Raw genomic sequence first — 21,774 nt, 5'->3', positions numbered from 1 at the left:
CTTGGTTCAACTGATTTCACGGAGCGCCCTGCATGTCTGGCAATACCTTCGGCAAGCTGTTCACTGTCACCACCGCGGGCGAAAGCCATGGCCCGGCGTTGGTCGCCATTGTCGACGGCTGCCCGCCCGGCCTGGAACTGTCCCTGGAGGACCTGCAGCGCGACCTCGACCGCCGCAAGCCTGGCACCAGCCGCCACACCACCCAACGCCAGGAACCCGACGAAGTCGAGATCCTCTCCGGTGTCTTCGAAGGTCGCACCACCGGTTGCGCCATCGGCCTGCTGATCCGCAACACCGACCAGAAGTCCAAGGACTACTCGGCGATCAAGGACCTGTTCCGCCCGGCCCACGCCGACTACACCTATCACCATAAATACGGCGAGCGCGACTACCGTGGCGGTGGCCGCAGTTCGGCGCGCGAAACCGCCATGCGCGTGGCCGCCGGTGCCATCGCCAAGAAGTACCTGGCCACCCAGGGCATCGTGGTCCGTGGCTACATGAGCCAGTTGGGCCCGATTGAAATCCCGTTCAAGACCTGGGACAGCGTGGATGACAACGCTTTCTTCAGTCCTGACCCGGACAAAGTGCCTGAGCTGGAGGCCTACATGGATCAGTTGCGCCGTGACCAGGATTCCGTCGGAGCCAAGATTACCGTGGTCGCCGAGGGCGTCAAGCCGGGCCTGGGCGAGCCGATCTTCGACCGCCTGGACGCCGAACTGGCTCATGCGCTGATGAGCATCAACGCCGTCAAAGGCGTGGAAATCGGCGCAGGCTTCGCGTGCGTATCCCAGCGCGGCACCGAGCACCGTGACGAGATGACCCCACAAGGCTTCCTCAGCAATAACGCCGGCGGCATCCTTGGCGGCATTTCCTCCGGGCAGCCCATCGTTGCGCATCTGGCGCTCAAGGCCACGTCGAGCATCACTACCCCAGGCCGCTCGATTGACGTCAACGGCAACTCGGTGGACGTGATTACCAAGGGCCGCCACGATCCGTGCGTCGGCATCCGTGCCACGCCAATTGCCGAGGCAATGATGGCCATCGTGTTGATGGACCACTTGCTGCGCAACCGCGGGCAAAATGCTGATGTACAGGTGGACACCCCGGTACTGGGCCAACTGTGACGATGTGTGGCGGGCGAGCTTGTTGTGGTGAGCGAGCTTGCTCGCGCCGGGCTGCGAAGCAGCCCCCTGCATGACTCCTCTTCCATACTGGCGCCTCTCCAGCTTCTACCTGTTCTACTTCGCCCTGCTGGGGGCGACGGCACCTTTCCTGGCGTTGTACTTCGATCACTTGGGCTTCTCCAGCGCGCGCATCGGCGAGCTGGTGGCCATCCCCATGCTGATGCGCTGCGTGGCCCCCAACCTGTGGGGCTGGCTGGGCGACTATACCGGTCGCCGCCTGGCCATCGTGCGCTTTGGCGCAGTGTGCACCCTGATCAGCTTTTCGCTGATTTTCGTCAGCAAGACTTACGCCTGGCTGGCTCTGGTGATGGCCCTGCACGCGTTTTTCTGGCACGCGGTGCTGCCACAGTTTGAAGTGATCACCCTGGCGCACCTGCAAAAACAGACGTCGCGCTATAGCCAGGTTCGGTTGTGGGGCTCCATCGGGTTTATCCTCACCGTGGTGATCATGGGCCGGCTATTCGACTGGCTGAGCCTGGATATCTACCCGGTGGTGGTCGTGGTGATCATGGCCGGGATCATCGGCGCCAGCCTGTGGGTGCCGAATGCGCTGCCTGCCACCCAGGGCAATCGCCTGGCCGGTGATGGTTTCCTCAAGCAGTTGCGCAGCCCCGGCGTACTGGCGTTTTACGCGTGCGTCGCGTTGATGCAGATGAGCCATGGGCCGTATTACACCTTTCTCACCTTGCATCTGGAGCACTTGGGTTACAGCCGTGGCGTGATCGGCATGCTGTGGGCCCTCGGGGTGGTGGCAGAAGTGCTGATGTTCCTGGCCATGAGCCGCATCCTCACGCGCTTCTCGGTACGCCGCGTGCTGCTCGCCAGTTTCCTGTTGGCGGCGCTGCGCTGGTTGCTGTTGGGCTCGTTTGCCGAATTCCTCTGGGTACTGCTGCTGGCACAGGTGATGCACGCCGCCACCTTCGGCAGCTTCCACGCGGCGGCGATTGCCTTTGTGCAACGCAGTTTTGGCGACAAGCAACAAGGCCAGGGCCAGGCGTTGTACGCCGCTTTGGCGGGCACCGGCGGTGCGCTGGGCGCGCTGTACTCCGGCTATAGCTGGAACCTGCTGGGGCCGACCTTCACCTTTAGTATTGCCAGCGTCGCCGCCCTGGCTGCGGCCGTTATCATTGGCCTTCGATTGCACGAGCAGAACCAAGGAACCCTTCAATGAGTTATGTCGCTGTCTACCACGTTGCTACGCCGGACACCCCGAACAAGGTCCTGACCCACACCGACGACATCGCCGCGACGCTGGCCGAGCACGGCGTGCGGTTCGAGCGCTGGCAGCCCGCCCTGATCGAGAAGGGCGCCAGCGAGGCGCAACTGATTGCGGCCTATAAGCTGCAGATCGATGCGCTGAGCTACGGTGCGGTGGCGGTGTTCAGTGTCACGAGCGACCATCCGCAGAAGGACGAATTGCGTGCCGGGTTCCTCCATGAGCGCCGTTACAGCGAAGATGAAGTACGTTTTTTCATCGCCGGCCAAGGCCTGTTCACCCTGCACATCGGCGACTACGTCTACGCCGTGCGCTGTGAGAAAAACGACCTGCTGGTGATCCCGGCCGGCATGGCGCACTGGTTTGATATGGGCGAGAACCCCCACTTGGTCACACTGCACTTGTTTAACTGCGCGCAAGGGGCGGTGCCGGCATTCACCGGCGACGATATTGCCAGCCGTTTCCCTGGTTTGGACGATTGAAACCAGGCAACTGGAATCTTCAACCCCGGCAAGTTGGAAGTTGTTGTGGGAAGAAGCTTAGTTGCTTGTAGGGTTTGGCTGTTTATCGCGACCCATGCGCACTGTAACCGTTCGTTATGTAACTCTTTGCGGCACCAGCTGTATCGCCTGTCAATAGGAGGAATCCGAGAGGTGATTGGGCATCAGCCAATAAATAGGAGAGATGTAATGAATGGCCCAGAGGAGCCGTCTCAGTCGTCGTATTTCGTGCCCAATGCCGTCAGGAGACGCCTGAGTTTGTCCGGCAAGCCGCTGACCCCTGCGGAACTGGAGATCTTGCGCTGGGCCTCGGAGGGCAAGACCGTCTGGGAAATCAGTCAGATTCGTGCCACTTCCGAAGCCACGGTCAAATTTCACTTGCGCAACATCTACGGCAAATTGGAAGTCAACAACCGTGTGCAGGCGATGAACGAGGCGACTCGCCAAGGCCTGTGCTGACTTCAACGAAAAAGGGCCGCGACGCTCAACGGCGTCGCGGCCCTTTTTATAGTGCAGTGCTTAAGCCGAATGGTAGGTCGGCAGTGCAAAGCGGTTCTGGCTTTGCAGCATCGAAATCTGTGGCAGGTCACTGGCTTGTTCGGCCAGGTCGCGGCGGATGGCGCTGATCACCCAGGTGAGTTGATCGGCAGTGTGCAACTGCTGGTAGGAAATCGAGCGCTTGACCTGTTTGCCTTCACTGTTGCGCAGGGTCAACAGGATACCGCCGTCGGGACGTGGCTGGGTGGTCACGTCGTAGTTGGAGAATACTGAAGCGAATTTATCTTGGATCAGGCTCATGTCTATCAGCTCCGTTGGCTCAAGTTGGCAAGCATGGAGTGATAGGTGCAGTGATTGTGCCAGCTTCTGATTTATTAAAATATCGTTATAAATCAGTAGGTTATAAAAATATAAAATTTTCGGTTTCGTGCAATTTGCATGAATGGCCATCATGCATCCTGCATTTTGCGCTACTCGGGACGCTCGAATCGGCGCCCCGTTATTTATGAAGACTGCCTTTGCGCCGCTAAATTCCGTTATTCCGCTGTCGTCGGTCGGGATACAAAACTTTTCAAATCCCGCGTGTACAGTCGAAGAAGGGCTGACGTATTTTCCTGCAATGCATTCGGCCTCCCTCTTACCGAGGTATGGATGCGTTGGGATCATACGAACAATAAGAAAAAGGATGTTCCGCCATGAGCCACCCGCAGAACGACATGATCACCTGGGGCAAGTTGCTGCGTAAGGTGCCCTCCATTGTTCGTGCCCTGCCACGCGTCGTGCGTGGCATGCGTGCCGCCAATGTCACCGACCCCGCGCAGCCTTGCGGGTTGGGGTGGCACTTTGAGCAAGCTACCCTGCGCAATCCCGATGGCAATGCGTTGCTGTACGGCGACCGGGCGCTCAGCTATACCGAAGCCAACCAGCGTGCCAATCGTATCGCCCATCATCTGCATGCCCAGGGCATTGGCAAAGGCGACGTAGTGGCGTTGTTTGTCGAAAATCGCCCCGAATTACTCTTGAACGTGCTGGCCGTGGCCAAGCTGGGGGGCGTCTGCGCGATGCTCAATACTGCGCAAACCCAAGCGGCCCTGGTGCACAGCCTGAACCTGGTGAGCCCGGTAGCCATTATTGTCGGTGCGGAACTGGTGGCGTCCTATCAAGACGTGCGTGATCAGGTCGCGATCACGGCTGATCGAACCTGGCTCGTCGCCGACCAGCCGTCCAGCGAGGTGCCGGACGGTTATATCGACCTGATGGCGGCCAGTGCCGGGTGCTCGGTGCAGAACCCGGCCAGCACCGCGCAGATCTTCTTCAATGACCCGTGCTTTTATATCTACACGTCAGGCACCACCGGCCTGCCCAAGGCCGGGATCATGAAACATGGTCGCTGGACCAAGACTGCCGTCAGCTTCGGCGGCATCGCCTTGGACATGGGCCCGGATGACGTCCTCTATTGCACCTTGCCGCTGTACCACGCCACCGGATTATGTGTGTGCTGGGGCTCTGCGATTGTCGGCGCGTCGGGCTTTGCCATCCGCCGCAAGTTCAGCGCCAGCCAGTTCTGGGATGACGCGCGTAAGTTCAAGGCAACCACCCTCGGTTACGTCGGCGAGTTGTGCCGTTACCTGCTTGACCAGCCGCCCGGCGAGAACGACCGTGACAATCGCGTCACCAAGATGGTCGGCAACGGCCTGCGCCCTGGCGTGTGGGCGCAGTTCAAGACGCGCTACGGCGTCGAGCATATCTGCGAGTTGTACGCGGCCAGCGACGGCAATATCGGCTTTACCAACGTCTTGAATTTCGACAACACCATTGGCTTTTGCCTGCAGCATTGGGCCCTCGTCGACTACGACCACGAAGGCGGCGAGCCGCTGCGTGGCAGCGATGGCTTCATGCATAAAGTGCCCACGGGCGGGCAGGGCCTGTTGTTGGCACGAATCGATGAAAAATCCCCCTTCGACGGCTACACCGACCCGGAAAAGAACCGCAAGGTCGTGCTCACCGACGTGTTTGAAAAGGGCGACCGCTACTTCAATACCGGCGACTTGTTGCGCAGCATTGGCTTCGGCCATGCGCAATTTGTCGATCGCCTGGGGGACACCTACCGCTGGAAAGGTGAAAACGTCTCCACCACCGAGGTCGAGAACGTCCTGCTGCAACACCCGCAGATCGCCGAAGTGGTGGCTTATGGCGTCGAGATCGAAAACACCAACGGCCGTGCGGGCATGGTCGCCATCACCCCGAGCGAATCCCTGGCCGCGCTGGATATGCGCGAACTGCTGCAGTTCGCCCACGGCCAATTGCCGGCCTATGCGGTGCCGCTGTTCCTGCGGATCAAGGTCAAGATGGAAACCACCGGCACCTTCAAATACCAGAAGGTCAAGCTCAAGGAGGAGGCCTTTGATCCGGGCAAGTCGGGCAATGACCCGGTGTATGCCTGGCTGCCGGGTTCGGACTGCTACGTGCCGGTCACCGGGCAATTGCTGGCGCAGATCCAGGGCGGTCAATTCCGCTATTGATTGTGCCTATCGGGGCTTTTGACAAAAAAACCATGACAGGTGGGAACTCCCTCGCGACACTTGGCGCCCTATAAGCACCAGATAAGGAGCCCCACATGTCCGACCAGCCGAAACAAATGACCGAAGATGAAGCCGCTGAATTTGCCGAGCAAGTCTTCGACGTTGCCCGCCGCGGTGACGCGGCCATGCTTGCCGCGCTGCTGGCCAAAGGCTTGCCGGCCAATTTCCGCAATCACAATGGCGACACCCTGCTGATGCTCTCGGCCTACCACGGCCACGCCGAGGCGGTAAAAGTCCTGCTGGAGTTCAAGGCCGACCCGCTGATCGCCAATGACAAGAACCAACTGCCGATTGCCGGTGCCGCCTTCAAAGGCAACCTGCCGGTGGTCAAGGCGCTGATCGAAGGCGGTACGCCGGTAGACGCCGCGTCCTCTGATGGCCGCACCGCGCTGATGATGGCGGCCATGTTCAACCGCGTCGACATGGTTGACTACCTGCTGGGCCAGGGCGCCAACCCCAAGGCCACGGATGCCCAAGGCGCAACCGCGTTGGCAGCCGCCCAGACCATGGGCGCAGTGGATACGGCGGCGCAGTTGCAGAAACTGGTGTAGGCTTTGCGCCCTCAAAAACCAGCCCGCTACAGGATCGCCCCATGAAAACCAGCCTCGTCGAACTCATCAGCAAAATCAGCGCCGGGGTCATGGGCGACGACGAGGTCGCGACGATCGCCGATGAGGCTGCCCAAGCCTACGCGGATCCTGCTGCATTTCTGGCCGCCAACTCGGACATCAACTACGACGACAGCTTCCCGATTCCGTTGGGGGAGTGGGTGGTGGTGGGCAGCCTGCCGGAGACCGTGCTGTTTCAGGCCGACACGTACGGTGAGCTGTTTGCGCAGATCGTCGCCTCGTTCGGCCCGGGCGTTGCGTTCAACCTCAAGCCCAAGCAATTGGCCAAGACCGAAAGCCTCACTGCCCTGAACCGCATTCAGATCCAGATGAGTGCCCTGAGCCCGGAAGATGGCGGCTATGTGCTGCTTGATTTCAGCCAGCCGCTGGATGATGAGATCCAGGCTGTATTGGTGTTCGGCAACGACCTGCCACGGGTGCTGGAGCTGTGTGGCGAAGTCGGCATCAAGGCCGAGCCATCCCTGGAAGCGCTGAAGGTGGCAATCCACGTCTGAAATAAAACGGAACCCCGGCCAGGGCTGACTATCCTACAAGGGCATGCCCTCACTTAGGAGCGACACCATGGGTTCCACTTTTAATGGCTTGATTGGGTTGATCATCCTCGCGCTGGATATCTGGGCGATCATCAACGTGTTCAAAAGCGGCGCAAGCACGGGCGCCAAGGTGTTGTGGATCCTGTTGATCCTGCTGCTGCCGGTACTGGGCCTGATTATCTGGGCGATTGCCGGGCCACGGGGCAACGTGCGGATCTGATCGCCTCACTCTACCCGGAGTAGGCACTACCCAGTGTGGGAGGGGGCTTGCCCCCGATGACGGCCTGACAGCCGACCAGGATGTTGGATCTGACCGAGTACATATCCGTTTCTGCGGTAACGGCTACTTAGGGTTACGCCCTTACGGCGTGTCACTTTTGTAAAGCGGTGTGTGTCAATGTAGTTGTCGCGTCAGTCTCAAGCAGTTGTGTAGATACCTATGCCCCGATAGCGGTGTATCAGCCACTCATCTGGCACTGACACACCGCTATCGGGGGCAAGCCCCTTCCCACATTTGGTTTCAGGGTGCCCTCTAGATTTGTGTATCGAAATATTCGCTGCACACAATTTTCACAACTCATCCAAGACAATTCCCCGGCTTTTTCTGCCTGCCATTAAAGGCGCTGCAGCGGCGCACGTTCAGTAATTAATAGCCTTGCTGTGACTGATCGGGCACCATTCGCGCCACTGCGATATTTCGTCACTTAAACTTCCAATGGGTCCTGAAACGACATGGCAAACCCGGACGCCCTGAGTCAGCAGCGAGCTTCTAATCGCCTGCTGCAACCGACCGTCAAATCCCATCTGGCGTACACGCTGCTCTGCGCACTGGTCATGATGGTGATGTTCTCCCTGCTGCGCCTGGCGCTGCTGGTCTACAACCGCGAGATGATCCTCGACACACCGGCTTCGACTTTCCTGGAAGCGTTCGCCAACGGTCTGCGTCTTGACCTGCGCCTGGTGGTGTACCTGCTGATCCCGCTGCTGCTGGCACTGTTCAGCGTACGGGCCATGGCAGCGCGGGGCTTCTTCCGTTTCTGGTTGACCATCGCGTCCAGCATCGCCCTGTTCCTGGGCTTGATGGAGATGGACTTCTACCGCGAGTTCCACCAGCGCCTCAACGGCCTGGTCTTCCAGTACGTGAAGGAAGACCCGAAAACCGTGATGAGCATGCTCTGGTACGGTTTCCCGGTGGTGCGCTACCTGCTGGCCTGGGCCGTGGGTACGCTGATCCTGAGCATCGCGTTCAAAGGCGCCGACCGCGCCACGCGCCCACGCGGCCCGTTCAGCGGTGGCAGCATTGGCACGCGCCAGGTGGCGCCGTGGTACAACCGCATCGCGGTGTTCGTGGTCTGCCTGCTGATCGCCGTGGTTGCCGCTCGTGGCACCCTGCGCCAGGGCCCGCCGCTGCGTTGGGGGGACGTGTACACCACCGACTCGAACTTCGCCAACCAGTTGGGCCTCAATGGCACCTTGTCGCTGATCGCGGCGGCCAAGGCCCGGTTCGGTGAAGACCGTGCCAATATCTGGAAGGCCACCCTGGATCAGCCGCTGGCGACTCAGACCGTGCGCGACATGCTGGTACTGCCCCAAGAGAAACTGGTGGATACCGACACCGCCGCCGTGCGCCGTGACTACATGCCACCGGCCGAGAAGACCCTGCCGATCAAGAACGTCGTGGTCATCCTGATGGAAAGCTTCGCCGGTCACTCGGTGGGTGCATTGGGTCGTCCGGGCAACATCACGCCATCCTTCGACAAACTGTCCAAGGAAGGCCTGCTGTTCGACCGCTTCTTCTCCAACGGCACCCATACCCACCAGGGTATGTTCGCCACCATGGCCTGCTTCCCGAACCTGCCGGGTTTTGAATACCTGATGCAGACTCCCGAAGGCAGCCACAAGCTGTCTGGCCTGCCGCAGTTGCTCAGCGCGCGTGATTTCAACGACGTGTATGTCTACAACGGCGACTTCGCCTGGGACAACCAGTCGGGCTTCTTCAGCAACCAGGGCATGACCAACTTCATCGGCCGTAACGACTTCGTCGACCCGGTGTTCTCCGACCCGACGTGGGGCGTGTCCGACCAGGACATGTTCAACCGTGGTCTGCAGGAGTTGAAAGCCCGCGAAGGTGGCAAGCCGTTCTACGCACTGCTGCAAACCCTGTCCAACCACACGCCGTACGCGTTGCCAACCCCATTGCCGGTTGAGAAAGTCACTGACCGTGGCAGCCTCAACGAGCATTTGACGGCCATGCGCTACTCCGACTGGGCCCTGGGCCAGTTCTTTGAAAAGGCCCGCAAGGAGCCGTACTTCAAGGAAACTCTGTTTGTGATCGTGGGCGACCACGGCTTTGGCAACGAACAGCAGATCACCGAGATGGACCTGGGTCGCTTCAACGTGCCGATGCTGATGATCGCACCGGGCATGCAGGAGAAGTTCGGCGAGCTTGACCACACCGTGGGCACTCAGATCGACATTGTGCCGACCATCATGGGCCGCCTCGGTGGCGACACCCTGCACCAGTGCTGGGGCCGTGACTTGCTGAACCTGCCGGAAGGCGATAAAGGCTTCGGCGTGATCAAGCCTTCGGGCAGCGACCAGACCGTGGCCTTGGTTACCGCAGACCGCATCCTCGTGCTGCCCAAGGAGATGCCACCGAAATTGTGGCAATACGAACTGGGCGCCAACCCGACCGGTAAGGTGATTGCTGAATCGCCGGACGAGGCCGCGCTGAAGCAGAAACTTGAATCGTTCCTGCAGACGGCCACCAAAAGCCTGTTGGATAACACCGCCGGCGTAATTGACGGCAAGCCGGACTAACTAACCGGCAATAAAAAAGAGGCCTTTTCAGGCCTCTTTTTTTATGCGGTTTTTATATCCGGCCGAGCAACAACAAGACCAGCAGGACAACCAGCACGACACCCAGGATACCCGACGGGCCATAGCCCCAGTTGCGCGAATGCGGGAACACTGGCAGACCACCGACCAGCAGCAGGATCAGGATGATAATTAGAATGAGGCTCATGGTTTTATTTCCTTATAGGCCTTGTGCAAGGACTGATGATTAAACATTAGGACCGCAGGTTTAATTACGGGCGCCTTAACAACTCCGACTGCTGCGCGTCGCAGAAAATTCCGTGTTTTTTTAAAGCATTTTGCAAACGTGCTTATTTCTTTTAATACGCTCGCGACTACCCCGTCCTAGTTGAAAAAGATTGAACTTAGGCTATAGGCAGGCATCCGACCGGGCCCACGGTTTGCCTGGGGCATTCAGCAGTCTAATGGTGCGTGGGTGGGGGAAAAACCTTCGCTACACTGCCGGTCACTTCTTCTGTGAACCACAAGGCTACTTCCTATGCAAAATCGCATGATGATCACTGGCGCCGGGTCCGGTCTGGGTCGTGAAATCGCTCTGCGCTGGGCCCGTGAGGGTTGGCAGTTGGCCTTGTCGGATGTCAGCGAGCCGGGCTTGCAGGAAACCCTCAAACTCGTACGTGAGGCCGGGGGCGATGGCTTTATCCAGCGTTGCGACGTGCGCGACTACAGCCAGCTCACCGCGTTCGCCCAGGCGTGCGAGGTGAAGCTGGGCGGCATTGATGTGATCGTCAACAATGCCGGCGTCGCCTCAGGCGGCTTCTTCGCAGAATTGTCGCTGGAGGATTGGGACTGGCAGATCGCGATCAACCTGATGGGCGTGGTCAAGGGCTGCAAGGCGTTCCTGCCACTGCTGGAAAAGAGCAAGGGCCGCATCATCAACATCGCTTCCATGGCGGCGCTGATGCAAGGGCCGGCCATGAGCAACTACAACGTGGCCAAGGCCGGTGTGGTGGCGCTGTCGGAAAGCCTGCTGGTCGAGCTCAAGCAACAGGAAGTCGGCGTGCATGTGGTGTGCCCGTCGTTCTTCCAGACCAACCTGCTGGACTCGTTCCGTGGGCCGACGCCGGCGATGAAGGCCCAGGTAGGCAAGTTACTGGAGAGTTCGCCGATCTCGGCGGCGGATATCGCTGATTACATCTATCAACGTGTGGCTGAAGGGGAATTCATGATCCTGCCCCACGAGCAGGGCCGCATGGCGTGGGCGCTAAAGCAGAAAAACCCGCAGTTGCTCTACAACGAAATGACCACCATGGCCGACAAGATGCGCGCCAAGGCGCAGGCAGTGAAGGGCTGATTCAGTGTTGGTCTGTCAGGCAATTTACCTGCGTTTGTAGGTATTGCCTGATTTGGCTGCCAGCCATTGAAGCCACTCCAGTCATCGCGCATGGTCGGGGTCCTGTCACTCCAAAAGGACAACCGCCATGCTGGTCTTAAGCCGCGCTGTAGGCGAAATCATCTCCATCGGGGATCACATCACCTTGCACGTCCTCGAACTGAACGGTACCCAGGTGAAATTCGGCATTGTCGCGCCAGCGGGAATCAATGTGCACCGCGCCGAGGTGCATCGCAAAATCCTCGAACGCCAAGCCACTCAACCCCAACCTGCTACCAACCCTTGACCCCCTCAATCGAACAGATGCTTGGGCACATCGTGCTTGAGCATCAACTGGCATTGCTCGCTTTCCGGGTCGAACACAATCAGCGCCTGGCCCTTGGTCAGCGCCTGGCGCACGCGCAGTACGCGGGTTTCCAGGGGCGTGTCGTCGCCATTGTCGGTGCCGTCGCGGGTGACGAAGTCTTCGATCAGGCGTGTCAGGGTGTCGACTTCAAGTGCATCGTAGGGAATCAGCATACAAGCCTCAGGGGTTAAGTCCCGGCGATGCTACTGCGCCGGGACGCTGGTTGCCAGTATCAGGACTTCTGACCCACCAGACTATCCACCGACGGCACGCGGGTGTCGCTCTCCATCTGCGTCTCATGCTCCAACTGATGACTGAACCGATCCAGTGAACCCTGGGCCGGTTGCGCATCACTGGCGAACACCGGCGGGCTGAGGATGTACGCGCCCAACAGGCGACTCAGAGCGGCCAGGCTGTCGATATGGGTGCGCTCGTAGCCGTGGGTAGCGTCGCAACCAAACGCCAGCAGCGCCGTGCGGATATCGTGGCCAGCGGTCACTGCCGAGTGCGCATCGCTGAAGTAATAACGAAACAGATCGCGGCGTACCGGCAGGTCGTTTTCCGATGCCAGGCGCAGCAGGTGGCGGGACAGATGATAGTCATACGGCCCGCCGGAATCCTGCATTGCCACGCTGACCGCATGCTCGCTGGAGTGCTGGCCGGGGGCGACCGGCGCAATGTCGATGCCGACAAACTCACTCACATCCCACGGCAGGGCGGCGGCGGCACCGCTGCCGGTTTCCTCGGTGATGGTGAACAGCGGGTGGCAATCGATCAGCAACGGTTCGCCGCTGTCGACGATGGCTTTGAGCGCGGCGAGCAGGGCGGCGACGCCGGCTTTGTCGTCCAGGTGACGGGCGCTGATATGCCCGCTCTCGGTGAACTCGGGCAGCGGGTCAAAGGCTACATAATCGCCCACGCTGATGCCGAGGGAATCGCAATCGGCGCGAGTCGCGCAGTAGGCGTCCAGGCGCAGTTCTACGTGGTCCCAGCTCACCGGCATTTCGTCCACGGCGGTGTTGAACGCATGCCCGGACGCCATCAACGGTAATACGCTGCCGCGAATCACGCCGTTATCGGTGAACAGGCTGACGCGGCTGCCTTCGGCAAAGCGGCTGGACCAGCAGCCCACGGGCGCCAGGGTCAGGCGGCCGTTGTCCTTGATCGCGCGCACGGCGGCGCCGATGGTGTCCAGGTGCGCAGAGACAGCGCGGTCGGGGCTGTTCTTCTGCCCCTTGAGGGTGGCGCGAATGGTGCCGCGCCGGGTCATTTCAAATGGGATGCCCAGTTCTTCCAGGCGCTCGGCGACATAGCGCACGATGGTGTCGGTAAACCCGGTGGGGCTGGGAATGGCGAGCATTTCCAGCAGCACTTTTTGCAGGTAGTTGAGATCCGGTTCGGGGATGGTTCGGCTCATGGAAACTCCTGATCAGATAAAGGCGCTTGTGTGGCAAGGGAGCTTGCTCACCACAGGTCATTGGGCAGTCGGTTGGCTGTGCGGGAAGAGAAGATCCACAAACTTTTCCGCAGTCGGTTGCGGCTCATGGTTGGCCAAGCCGGCCCGTTCATTGGCTTCGATAAACACGTACTCGGGTTGGTCGGCGGCGGGCACCATCAGGTCCAGGCCCACCATGGGAATATCCAGGGCGCGGGCGGCCCGCACGGCGGCGTCCTTGAGGGTGGGATGCAGGATCGCAGTCACGTCTTCCAGGCAACCGCCGGTGTGCAGGTTGGCGGTGCGGCGCACGGCCAGGGTTTTACCGGGGGGCAGGATGCTGTTGTAGTCGTAGCCGGCGGCGGCCAGGGTGCGTTCGGTTTCGGCGTCCAGCGGGATTTTGCTTTCGCCGTCCGTGGCCGCCTGGCGGCGTCGGCTCTGGGCTTCGATCAACGCACCAATGGAGTGATGGCCGTCACCAATCACTTCAGCGGGACGGCGGATCGCGGCGGCGACCACTTCGAAGCCGATCACCAGAATGCGCAGGTCCAGGCCTTCGTGGAAGCTTTCCAGCAGCACGCGGCTGTCGAATTGGCGCGCCGCTTCGATGGCCTGTTGCACCTCTTCGATGCTGTGCAGGTCCACCGCCACGCCCTGGCCTTGTTCGCCATCCAGCGGCTTGACCACGATGCGCTGGTGTTCGTCGAGGAACTCCAGGTTGTCATCGGCGCTGCCCGCCAGTTGCTGCGACGGCAATTGCAGACCGGCGGCCTTGAGCACCTTGTGAGTCAGGCTCTTGTCCTGGCACAGGGTCATGCTGATGGCGCTGGTCAGGTCGCTCAATGACTCACGGCAGCGCACACGGCGCCCGCCGTGGCTGAGGGTGAACAGGCCCGCGTCGGCATCGTCCACCTGCACATCGATGCCACGACGATGGGCTTCTTCGACAATGATCCGCGCATAGGGATTGAACCCTGCCTGCGGGCCGGGGCCGAGAAACAGCGGTTGGTTGATGCCGTTCTTGCGCTTGATCGCAAATGTGGTCAACGCCCGAAAACCGAGCTTGGCGTAGAGGCTCTTGGCCTGACGGTTATCGTGCAGCACCGACAGGTCCAGGTAGCTCAGGCCCCGGCTCATAAAGTGCTCCACCAAGTGGCGCACCAGCACTTCGCCGACGCCGGGCCGCGTGCATTGCGGGTCGACCGCCAGGCACCACAGGCTGCAACCGTTCTCCGGATCGTGAAAGGCTTTCTGGTGATTGAGGCCCATGACGCTGCCGATCACCGCGCCGCTGTCTTCATCCTCCGCCAGCCAGTACACCGGGCCACCTTGATGGCGTGGCGTGAGGCGCTCGGCGTCGACGGGCAACATGCCGCGTCCATGATACAGCTGGTTCACGGCCAGCCAGTCAGCTTCGGTTTGCACCCGGCGGATACGAAAGCCGCGAAACACCCGCGTAGCCGGGCGGTAGTCGGTAAACCACAGGCGCAGGGTGTCGGACGGATCGAGGAACAACTGCTGCGGGTCGATCCCGAGAATCTGCTGGGGCGCGGCCACATACAGGGCGATGTCGCGCTCACCGGGCTGCTCGTGGAGCAACGCCTGCGCCAAGCTTGCTGGATCAGGAAAGGTATGCCCGATCAACAACCGGCCCCAGCCGCAATGCACCGCAATCGGTTCGGCGGCCAGGGGGCTGCCATCTTCGGCCAGTCGGGCTTGCAGGCGCTCGTAGGTCGGCGCCTGGCCCTTGAGCAAGCGTTGGCTATAAGCCGCTGCGTGGGGTTTCATCAATCAGATTCCTTGTTCGCTGAGCCACAGGTTCAGCGCCGCCAATTGCCACAGCTTGGAGCCGCGCAACGGGGTCAATTGGCCTTGCGGGTCGGTCAGCAGGCGATCAAGCATGGCCGGGTTGAACAGGCCACGATCCTGGCTCGGGTCCAGCAACAGTTCACGCACCCAGTTCAAGGTGTCGCCTTGCAAATGCTTGAGGCCGGGCACCGGGAAGTAGCCTTTCTTGCGGTCGATGACTTCGCTCGGGATCACGCGGCGCGCCGCTTCCTTGAGTACCTGCTTGCCACCGTCGGGCAACTTGAACTGGCCTGGCACGCGGGCCGAGAGTTCCACCAGGCGGTAGTCGAGGAACGGCGTGCGCGCTTCCAGGCCCCAGGCCATGGTCATGTTGTCGACGCGCTTGACCGGGTCGTCCACCAGCATCACGGTGCTGTCCAGGCGCAAGGCCTTGTCCACCGCTGCATCGGCGCCGGGCATCGCAAAATGCTCGCGCACGAAGTCGCCAGCGGCGTCATTGGCGGTCAGCCACTTAGGCGCGACGGTGGCGGCGTAGTCGTCGTAGCTGCGGTCGAAAAACGCCTCGCGGTACGCCGCATAGGGGTCGCTGGCGCCATCGACGTGCGGGTACCAGTGGTAACCGGCGAACAGCTCATCGGCGCCCTGGCCGCTTTGCACCACTTTGCAATGCTTGGCGACTTCCCGCGACAGCAGGTAGAAGGCGATGCAGTCGTGGCTGACCATCGGTTCGCTCATGGCGCGGAACGCGGCCGGCAGTTGTTCGATGATCTCGCTCTCGGCGATGCGCAGTTGGTGGTGACGGGTGCCGTAATGCCTGGCGATCAGGTCCGAGTACTGGAACTCGTTGCCCGCTTCGCCGCCGGCGTCTTCAAAACCGATGGAAAAGGTCGATAGATCCTGTACGCCGACTTCCCGCAGCAGGCCGACGAGCATGCTCGAATCAACGCCGCCGGAAAGCAGCACGCCCACATCCACCGCCGCCCGTTGGCGGATCGCCACGGCGTCGCGGGTGCTGTCGAGCACGCGGTCGGTCCAGTCTTGCAGGGTGAGGTTTTTTTCATCCTCACGCGGGCCGTAGGGCAGGGTCCACCAGGTTTTCTGTTCAGTCTTGCCGTCGGCGTCGATGCGCATCCAGGTCGCTGGCGGCAGTTTTTCGATCCCCGCCAGCAGGGTGCGCGGCGCAGGTACCACAGCATGGAAGTTCAGGTAGTGATTGAGCGCCACCGGATCGAGGATCGGGTTGATATCGCCGCCCTTGAGCAGCGCCGGCAAGCTTGAGGCAAAGCGCAGGCGCTGGCCGGTGCGCGACAGATACAGAGGCTTCACGCCCAGGCGGTCACGGGCGATGAACAGGCGCTTGGCGTCGCGTTCCCAAATGGCGAAGGCAAACATGCCATTGAGCTTGGGCAGCAGCGCTTCGCCCCAGGCGTGGTAGCCCTTGAGCAGCACTTCGGTGTCGCCGCCGGAATAGAAGGCGTAGCCCAGGGCTTCAAGCTCTTCACGCAGTTCCGGGAAGTTGTAGATCGCACCGTTGAAGGCCAGGGACAGGCCCAATTGGGCGTCGACCATCGGTTGGGCGGAGCCGTCCGACAGGTCCATGATTTTCAGGCGTCGATGGCCCAGGGCAATCGGCCCTTGAGCCTGGAAACCCCACGCGTCAGGTCCGCGTGGCGCCAGGTGATGGGTGATTCGCTCCACGGCTGCCAGGTCGGCAGGTTGGTGATCGAAACGCAGTTCTCCAGCTAATCCGCACATAAAGTCCTTACCGGTTTTTCCGTTGGGGAGGGAAGAAGTACCAAGCGCCAAAACGGCGGGTACCCAGAAACTGACCGGGGTGGATGCGCGGAGTTTTAGATCAATCTGTTATAAGGCAGATGGCCGCAGCCCTTGAAAGGCCTTGGAGCAAGCGTACAACCAGCGGCTTTTTATACCGCCTTTGGCCGTGATACCGGACCTATTGTTAGAGCCCATTCGACTCAATAAGGACCCCTGCTGATGACACAGCAACACTCACTGGCGCAAGTCACCCACCCGTTGACGCAGGACCAACTGCTCGGCGCGCTGTTGGAAATAACCGGCGACCTGGATAAAGCCATGGTGCTCCAGGCAACGCTGCCGCCTTGGCTGATCAAAGCCAAACCTGAGGTTTTGAAAGCCCTGGAAGACGATTATCGCGATAGTCAGTTCCCACGCGAGCGTGCTTTGCGGCTGCTGAAGCAGATCAAACCGCTCGACGAATTTTGCCGCGAAAAGCTCAAGGCGTATTTAGCGGCCAAGGGCCTTGGCTCTTTGGACCTCGACCATGATCTGCTGGAAATTCCCTGGCGCACCATCAGCGGCATAAGTCCTTTGTTGGGCGGCATGCTTATCGAGACGCAGACCTTGGAGCACCACAGCCTGCTGCAGGCGGCCATGCAAAACTTTCCCGCATCCCGCGCCGAACCTGATGGTCTGCCGCAAGGAACCGTGATCCGCCAGGGTGCCAAAGGGGAGGTGCTGGCAAGTCCCAAGGCCCATGAGTTCATTGGTTATTGCCGGGAGCTGGATGTGGGCGAAGCCTACCAGGCGCATTTGCGTGAGCACTTCAACCTGCCGGGCCCCGATGAAGCGCCCATGGAGGCTTTGCGAGGTTACAACCCGGCAGTCTCCGATATTGGCCAATCGCGCTGCAGTGATATGAAAGTTGATTTGCACATCGCCTGCGCCAAGGGCGACATCGCGGAATCGACGTATGGTCTGTTACTCAAGGCCGTCAACACCGGCCTGGCAGCCAGTCAACTCAACGAACTGTTGTTCAATGGGCGGCCGCTGGTATGGCATGGCCTGAAAATTCGTGGCGCGTGTGTATGGAGTGTGTTGGTGTTTTGCGGTAACTCACAGACCGACTTTGTCCAAGGTCCGTTGGTGGTGTACATGCCCAAAGATCCGCTGCGTCCGCTCTTCGAGTACTCGACGCTGCACGATTTCAGCACCTACTTGACCTCCAGACTCGAAGTCGCCAGCTATCGCAGCGCATTCGCCGCTTATTTGGATGAGTCCGAACGGCTTAGTTTTTTTGAGCAGTTCGATAAAGACAAAAACCTGAATCAAATGAATCCCTTGCCGGTGCTCACCAGCCTGACCACATTCTTTTTCAACAGTTGTGTCGGAAAACTGCAGTTGGATGCCAGGGAGCTGGCAGTACCGGTTGCGGACGTCGACGAAGACGCGCGTAAGCAGCGTCTGCAGCGCTACCTGAATATCGGTTTGACGCTGTTGAATGTCGCCGGGCTGGTGGTGCCGGCGTTGGGGCAGTTGATGATGGGCGTGGCCGTTGGCGAGTTGTTGGGTGAGGTGTTTGAGGGCGTGGAAGACTGGAAACATCGCGACAACGCCCACGCCCTTGAACACCTGATTAACGTGGCGCAAAGCATCGCGTCCATGGCGCTGTTCGCCACTGGGGTCCAAGTGGTAGGCGGGGTGGCCAGGCGGGTACTCAGCAGGGCACCCGATTTTTTTGAAGGCGTGGAGGCTGTCAGTCCGTCGGATGACGCGGTGCGCTTGTGGCGTAGAAGCAGTACACCGTATCGACAGCCGTTGACGCTGGAAGGCAAGGTTGCCAGCCCAAAAGGGGTGTATCAGGCCAATGGCCAGTCATACGTCAAGATCGATGGCGGCGTTTACTCGATTGCCTACGATGAGCGGATCGGTCGTTGGCGAGCCCGTCACCCGAAACGCGACACTGCCTACCGACCCTCGTTGCAGCACAACGGCCAGGGCGGGTGGCAGTTTGGGTTCGAACGCCCTGAAGAATGGGATAACCCCAACTATATCTTGCAGCGATTGGACCCCAGCCTGGCCTCGTTGCCAGAGGGGCACCTGCAGGATATTGCCGCCATCACCGATATGACCCTGGCGCGCTTGCAACAACTGGCGAGGCAGAACCGCCCGCTGTCCGAGCGATTTCATGAATGCGCGTTGCGCTTTGAATACAACCAGGAGGTGCGTGATCTGCGCTGGCAAATGGAACACGATGCGCCGCTTGATCCCACTACCGCAAAGGTCCAGATGATGGCCCTGCCCTTTATGGAGGGATGGCCCAAAGGGCGCTTTTTCGAGGTGCTGGACCCTGAAGGGTATGTGCTTGAGTGTCACCCCGATACGGCGCCGTTTGACTATGAAGACTTGAGCATCCACCTCACCGAGCAACAACTGAAGGACGGCGAGGTGATGTCAACCACGCTGGCCGCGCTTGATCACGAGGAGAAGGCGCTGTTGCTGGGGGGAGCTGTTGAGTCCGGCGCGGAGCACGGCGTGCTCAAGCAACGATTGATGGCATCGCTGCAGCAACGCCATCGACAGGTCTATGAGGCGCTTTACCAAAACGGCGATGTTATCGATCAGACCGATCATGGGTTGCTCAAGGGCCATTACCCGCAGTTGCCTCTGGGCGTGTCAAGGGAGGTTGTAGGTCAGGCATCGGCCGCCAATCGCTGGCGGTTGCGCCAGACCGGGCGGGTGCCTCTGCGGCTGGCTCAGCAGGCGCGCGAGGCCTTGGATACATTGGTCGAGGACCAAGCGCTGATCGGCTTGTACCTGCCGGAGTTGGCTAACGATGCGACACGCCGCATGGTGCTCGGCTTGGCCCCTGGCCTTGAGGGGTGGCCGGCTGACCTGAGGCTGCAATTGCGCGACGGGTCGCCCACAGGACGGCTGCTGGGCCAGGTCGGCAGCGATACGGCCACGGCATCGCGTACCCTGGTCAAAGTGGGCGCAGACTTCCAGGCGTTCGATGAGACGGGGGCGCCGCTGGGGATACGTAGCAATGGGCGTGAGGGGCAGTATCAGGCCCTCGTCGATGCGTTGCTCCCTGTTGATTTGGCCGGTATGGACGTGCAAAGCGCGAGTCAGTTGCGTTATCGGCTTACCGAGCAGGCGCAGAAGCAGCGAAGGCAACTCTCGCGTTTCGTCTGGCCCGAACGTGCCGAGCCCAAGGAAATGCCAGCATCCTGTATTCAGTCCTGGCCTGGGGAACCGGCCCGGTTTCCCAGGGGCCTGGTGCGCAAGGTGCGCAAACTCTACCCGTCGTTCAACGATCAGCGCATCGCGACATTCCTCCAAGCGCTGGGAACCGATCACTTGTCTCGCGCCAGAGCGGTCAAGGCGCTTAAAGAACAGTTTGAGCAATTGCGTCGAGCATTGGGCCGGTGGGCCAGGGAAAGGGTTGCGTCGACGCCGGCGGGTTATACGTCGGCGGACTATCGACTCAGTCGCCTGCAAGCGGTGCAGGCAATCGAGAGCAGTTGGCAGCACGCCTCGTTGCTGCCCGATGAGTTGGGGGAAAAGGTGCCCGGCCTGATGCTTGATGGCATGGCCTTGGGCTCACTGCCGACCTTGCCGCCAGGGGTCAACTTTGATCATGTCCAGCGCTTGTCGTTGAATCATATGGGGCTTGATGATGATGTGGCGTACTTCCTCAAGCACTTCAAGCAATTGCGCACGCTGGAACTCTCCGACAATCAGCTCACGCGGCTGCCTGAGGTGCTGTCGCGGATGCCGGAACTCAAGCGTGTGTACCTGGACAGCAATCGCTTGCAACTGACGGAGCACAACCGCGCAAAACTGGCCGGCCTGACTGGCCTTACATTGCTCAATCTGAACAACAACCCTCTGATAGATCCGCCTGCGATCAGCAAAATGTTTGATCTGCGCACCCTGGCGTTGCGAAATTGCCGGTTGAGAAACGTGCCCGTCGGCTTGTTGCGCTTGCCCTATCTGGAGCAGGTCGATCTTCGTGAAAATGATCTGCTTGAGCTGCCGGATTGGCTGTTCAGCGCGCCACGCACGCGCGCCGAGGTGATTAATCTGCGCCATAACCCGCTGGGCCTGCGCAGTCGTCAATTGTTGCGCGACTATCGCAACAACGTAGGCGTGGGCATGGGGTTCCTGGAGGACGACATTGCCCGTCTGAATGAGCAGAAAGCCCGGGAGTTGTGGCTGGCGGATGAGTGGCTTGCCCACTACTCCCAACGGAGCACGACGTGGTCAGGGCTGCGGGATGAACCGGGATCTGATGGTTTGTTCAAGCTGCTGGCGGAGTTGGGGGGGACGGCGGACTCCACCCATGTGCGTGAGGACCTTGAACACCGGGTCTGGCGGGTGCTGGAGGCTGCGAGTGCCCACGCGGAGTTGCGTGAGGAGGTGTTTGAGCGCGCAGCGACACCTTTGAATTGCGACGATGCTGCCGCCACGAGCTTCAGTAACCTGGAGGTATTGGTCGAAATTCACGAGGCGGCGCAACAGGTCGAAGGCGGCCACGTGACGGCCCAGTCACTGTTGAGGCTGGGCCGAGGTCTGTTCCGTCTGGACCGGTTGGAGCGCATGGCGCAAACCCACAGTACGGAGCATCCCACTGCCGATCCGTTGGAAGTCAGCCTGGCGTACCGAACGGGGCTGGTCGACAAATTCTATTTGCCGGGGCAACCCCGGCACATGCGCTTTTCCCGTTTGGCCGGGGTTTCGCAAGCGGCGCTGAGCACCGCCGAACTTAAAGTCAAAGCGGATGAATTGTCTCCCAGGCTTATAAAGTTTTTGATGGAATTACCGTTTTGGACGCGTTATTTGAAACGCACCTCCAGCGCTTCCTTCGACGCCTTGAATGAGCCGTTTGACCAGCGCATGCAAACGGTCTTCGACCAGAGCCTGACCCTTGACGACGTTGATTACCGTGATCAGATGAACGAAATACTGCGCGAACAAGGGCTGGCGGAAAAAGCCGAAATTGAGCGCTTGACCCTCGAAGCGCTGAAGCTCGATGAAACGCCCCAGGTGTGTGCGCTCCCCATTGGTTAAG

Annotated in this window: 18 protein-coding genes; 12 read left to right on the top strand and 6 right to left on the bottom strand. The window is 60.3% G+C overall.

The features are described from left to right. Positions 1–32: 32 nt before the first annotated feature. From aroC to DNK50_RS22770, 4 genes are all read left to right on the top strand, one after another. A complete protein-coding gene (gene aroC / locus DNK50_RS22785; protein ID WP_099586357.1) occupies positions 33–1,124 on the top strand; it encodes a chorismate synthase in 1,092 nt (363 codons plus the stop codon). Between the two features lie 70 nt (positions 1,125–1,194). After that, entirely contained in the window at positions 1,195–2,355 is a 1,161-nt protein-coding gene (locus tag DNK50_RS22780) for an MFS transporter (RefSeq protein WP_112196338.1), read from the top strand. Beyond that, positions 2,352–2,882 carry an acireductone dioxygenase gene (locus DNK50_RS22775; RefSeq protein WP_112196337.1) on the top strand — a complete coding sequence of 177 codons (531 nt, stop codon included), beginning with the start codon at positions 2,352–2,354 and terminating at the stop codon, positions 2,880–2,882. The genes DNK50_RS22780 and DNK50_RS22775 overlap by 4 nt, the downstream gene beginning before the upstream one ends. Before the next feature lie 207 nt (positions 2,883–3,089). Beyond that, positions 3,090–3,359, top strand: coding sequence for a response regulator transcription factor (locus DNK50_RS22770; RefSeq protein WP_099586354.1), 270 nt, complete (start codon positions 3,090–3,092; stop codon positions 3,357–3,359). A gap of 60 nt (positions 3,360–3,419) precedes the next feature. Here the strand turns inward: DNK50_RS22770 and DNK50_RS22765 are convergent, their stop codons facing one another. Beyond that, positions 3,420–3,698 carry a DUF3509 domain-containing protein gene (locus DNK50_RS22765; RefSeq protein WP_010208870.1) on the bottom strand — a complete coding sequence of 93 codons (279 nt, stop codon included), beginning with the start codon at positions 3,696–3,698 and terminating at the stop codon, positions 3,420–3,422. 395 nt (positions 3,699–4,093) lie between these two features. On the opposite strand from DNK50_RS22765, the gene DNK50_RS22760 reads away from it, so the two are divergent. The 5 genes from DNK50_RS22760 to DNK50_RS22740 all read left to right on the top strand — a co-directional run bounded on the left by DNK50_RS22760 (position 4,094) and on the right by DNK50_RS22740 (position 9,962). Further along, positions 4,094–5,920: a long-chain-acyl-CoA synthetase gene (locus DNK50_RS22760; RefSeq protein WP_112196336.1), complete on the top strand. Its 1,827-nt coding sequence runs from the start codon at positions 4,094–4,096 to the stop codon at positions 5,918–5,920. Between the two features lie 95 nt (positions 5,921–6,015). Next, entirely contained in the window at positions 6,016–6,531 is a 516-nt protein-coding gene (locus tag DNK50_RS22755) for an ankyrin repeat domain-containing protein (protein WP_112196335.1), read from the top strand. Positions 6,532–6,572: 41 nt separating this feature from the next. Continuing rightward, complete coding sequence (locus DNK50_RS22750; RefSeq protein WP_112196334.1) at positions 6,573–7,103, top strand: hypothetical protein; 531 nt, start codon at positions 6,573–6,575, stop codon at positions 7,101–7,103. 67 nt (positions 7,104–7,170) lie between these two features. After that, a complete protein-coding gene (locus tag DNK50_RS22745) occupies positions 7,171–7,362 on the top strand; it encodes a PLDc N-terminal domain-containing protein (protein ID WP_003172956.1) in 192 nt (63 codons plus the stop codon). Positions 7,363–7,874: 512 nt separating this feature from the next. Continuing rightward, positions 7,875–9,962 (top strand): LTA synthase family protein, encoded by a 2,088-nt coding sequence (locus DNK50_RS22740; RefSeq protein WP_112196333.1) that lies wholly within the window; start codon positions 7,875–7,877, stop codon positions 9,960–9,962. Between the two features lie 52 nt (positions 9,963–10,014). Here DNK50_RS22740 and DNK50_RS22735 read toward each other — a convergent pair whose 3' ends face one another. After that, a complete protein-coding gene (locus DNK50_RS22735; protein WP_015885095.1) occupies positions 10,015–10,167 on the bottom strand; it encodes a DUF3309 family protein in 153 nt (50 codons plus the stop codon). 330 nt (positions 10,168–10,497) lie between these two features. Here DNK50_RS22735 and DNK50_RS22730 point away from each other — a divergent pair, with 330 nt between their 5' ends. Further along, positions 10,498–11,313, top strand: coding sequence for an SDR family oxidoreductase (locus tag DNK50_RS22730; RefSeq protein ID WP_099586349.1), 816 nt, complete (start codon positions 10,498–10,500; stop codon positions 11,311–11,313). Between the two features lie 127 nt (positions 11,314–11,440). After that, positions 11,441–11,638, top strand: coding sequence for a carbon storage regulator (locus tag DNK50_RS22725; protein ID WP_099586348.1), 198 nt, complete (start codon positions 11,441–11,443; stop codon positions 11,636–11,638). A gap of 5 nt (positions 11,639–11,643) precedes the next feature. Here DNK50_RS22725 and DNK50_RS22720 read toward each other — a convergent pair whose 3' ends face one another. Genes DNK50_RS22720 through DNK50_RS22705 form a run of 4 tightly spaced genes read right to left on the bottom strand, consistent with a single transcriptional unit; the run spans position 11,644 to position 16,697 of the window. Continuing rightward, complete coding sequence (locus DNK50_RS22720) at positions 11,644–11,871, bottom strand: YheU family protein (protein ID WP_003192759.1); 228 nt, start codon at positions 11,869–11,871, stop codon at positions 11,644–11,646. A 59-nt stretch (positions 11,872–11,930) separates the two neighbouring features. Next, a complete protein-coding gene (locus tag DNK50_RS22715) occupies positions 11,931–13,115 on the bottom strand; it encodes an osmoprotectant NAGGN system M42 family peptidase (RefSeq protein ID WP_099586347.1) in 1,185 nt (394 codons plus the stop codon). Positions 13,116–13,172: 57 nt separating this feature from the next. Further along, a complete protein-coding gene (gene ngg / locus DNK50_RS22710; RefSeq protein ID WP_112196332.1) occupies positions 13,173–14,921 on the bottom strand; it encodes an N-acetylglutaminylglutamine synthetase in 1,749 nt (582 codons plus the stop codon). Positions 14,922–14,924: 3 nt separating this feature from the next. Then, positions 14,925–16,697 (bottom strand): N-acetylglutaminylglutamine amidotransferase, encoded by a 1,773-nt coding sequence (locus tag DNK50_RS22705; protein ID WP_099586345.1) that lies wholly within the window; start codon positions 16,695–16,697, stop codon positions 14,925–14,927. Between the two features lie 240 nt (positions 16,698–16,937). Between DNK50_RS22705 and DNK50_RS22700 the strand changes: the two genes are divergently transcribed. Continuing rightward, positions 16,938–21,773, top strand: coding sequence for an NEL-type E3 ubiquitin ligase domain-containing protein (locus DNK50_RS22700; RefSeq protein ID WP_112196331.1), 4,836 nt, complete (start codon positions 16,938–16,940; stop codon positions 21,771–21,773). Position 21,774 lies beyond the last annotated feature (1 nt).

Source organism: Pseudomonas sp. LG1E9, from assembly GCF_003290225.1.
GTDB lineage: Bacteria > Pseudomonadota > Gammaproteobacteria > Pseudomonadales > Pseudomonadaceae > Aquipseudomonas > Aquipseudomonas cyclaminis.
This window is presented reverse-complemented; position numbering and strand designations above follow the sequence as displayed.

Excerpts from the sequence above, each read along its gene's own strand:
- aroC (WP_099586357.1), top strand. The coding sequence starts at position 33 with ATGTCTGGCAATACCTTCGGCAAGCTGTTCACTGTCACCACCGCGGGC.
- DNK50_RS22780 (WP_112196338.1), top strand. The coding sequence starts at position 1,195 with ATGACTCCTCTTCCATACTGGCGCCTCTCCAGCTTCTACCTGTTCTAC.
- DNK50_RS22775 (WP_112196337.1), top strand. The coding sequence starts at position 2,352 with ATGAGTTATGTCGCTGTCTACCACGTTGCTACGCCGGACACCCCGAAC.
- DNK50_RS22770 (WP_099586354.1), top strand. The coding sequence starts at position 3,090 with ATGAATGGCCCAGAGGAGCCGTCTCAGTCGTCGTATTTCGTGCCCAAT.
- DNK50_RS22765 (WP_010208870.1), bottom strand. The coding sequence starts at position 3,698 with ATGAGCCTGATCCAAGATAAATTCGCTTCAGTATTCTCCAACTACGAC.
- DNK50_RS22760 (WP_112196336.1), top strand. The coding sequence starts at position 4,094 with ATGAGCCACCCGCAGAACGACATGATCACCTGGGGCAAGTTGCTGCGT.
- DNK50_RS22755 (WP_112196335.1), top strand. The coding sequence starts at position 6,016 with ATGTCCGACCAGCCGAAACAAATGACCGAAGATGAAGCCGCTGAATTT.
- DNK50_RS22750 (WP_112196334.1), top strand. The coding sequence starts at position 6,573 with ATGAAAACCAGCCTCGTCGAACTCATCAGCAAAATCAGCGCCGGGGTC.
- DNK50_RS22745 (WP_003172956.1), top strand. The coding sequence starts at position 7,171 with ATGGGTTCCACTTTTAATGGCTTGATTGGGTTGATCATCCTCGCGCTG.
- DNK50_RS22740 (WP_112196333.1), top strand. The coding sequence starts at position 7,875 with ATGGCAAACCCGGACGCCCTGAGTCAGCAGCGAGCTTCTAATCGCCTG.
- DNK50_RS22735 (WP_015885095.1), bottom strand. The coding sequence starts at position 10,167 with ATGAGCCTCATTCTAATTATCATCCTGATCCTGCTGCTGGTCGGTGGT.
- DNK50_RS22730 (WP_099586349.1), top strand. The coding sequence starts at position 10,498 with ATGCAAAATCGCATGATGATCACTGGCGCCGGGTCCGGTCTGGGTCGT.
- DNK50_RS22725 (WP_099586348.1), top strand. The coding sequence starts at position 11,441 with ATGCTGGTCTTAAGCCGCGCTGTAGGCGAAATCATCTCCATCGGGGAT.
- DNK50_RS22720 (WP_003192759.1), bottom strand. The coding sequence starts at position 11,871 with ATGCTGATTCCCTACGATGCACTTGAAGTCGACACCCTGACACGCCTG.
- DNK50_RS22715 (WP_099586347.1), bottom strand. The coding sequence starts at position 13,115 with ATGAGCCGAACCATCCCCGAACCGGATCTCAACTACCTGCAAAAAGTG.
- ngg (WP_112196332.1), bottom strand. The coding sequence starts at position 14,921 with ATGAAACCCCACGCAGCGGCTTATAGCCAACGCTTGCTCAAGGGCCAG.
- DNK50_RS22705 (WP_099586345.1), bottom strand. The coding sequence starts at position 16,697 with ATGTGCGGATTAGCTGGAGAACTGCGTTTCGATCACCAACCTGCCGAC.
- DNK50_RS22700 (WP_112196331.1), top strand. The coding sequence starts at position 16,938 with ATGACACAGCAACACTCACTGGCGCAAGTCACCCACCCGTTGACGCAG.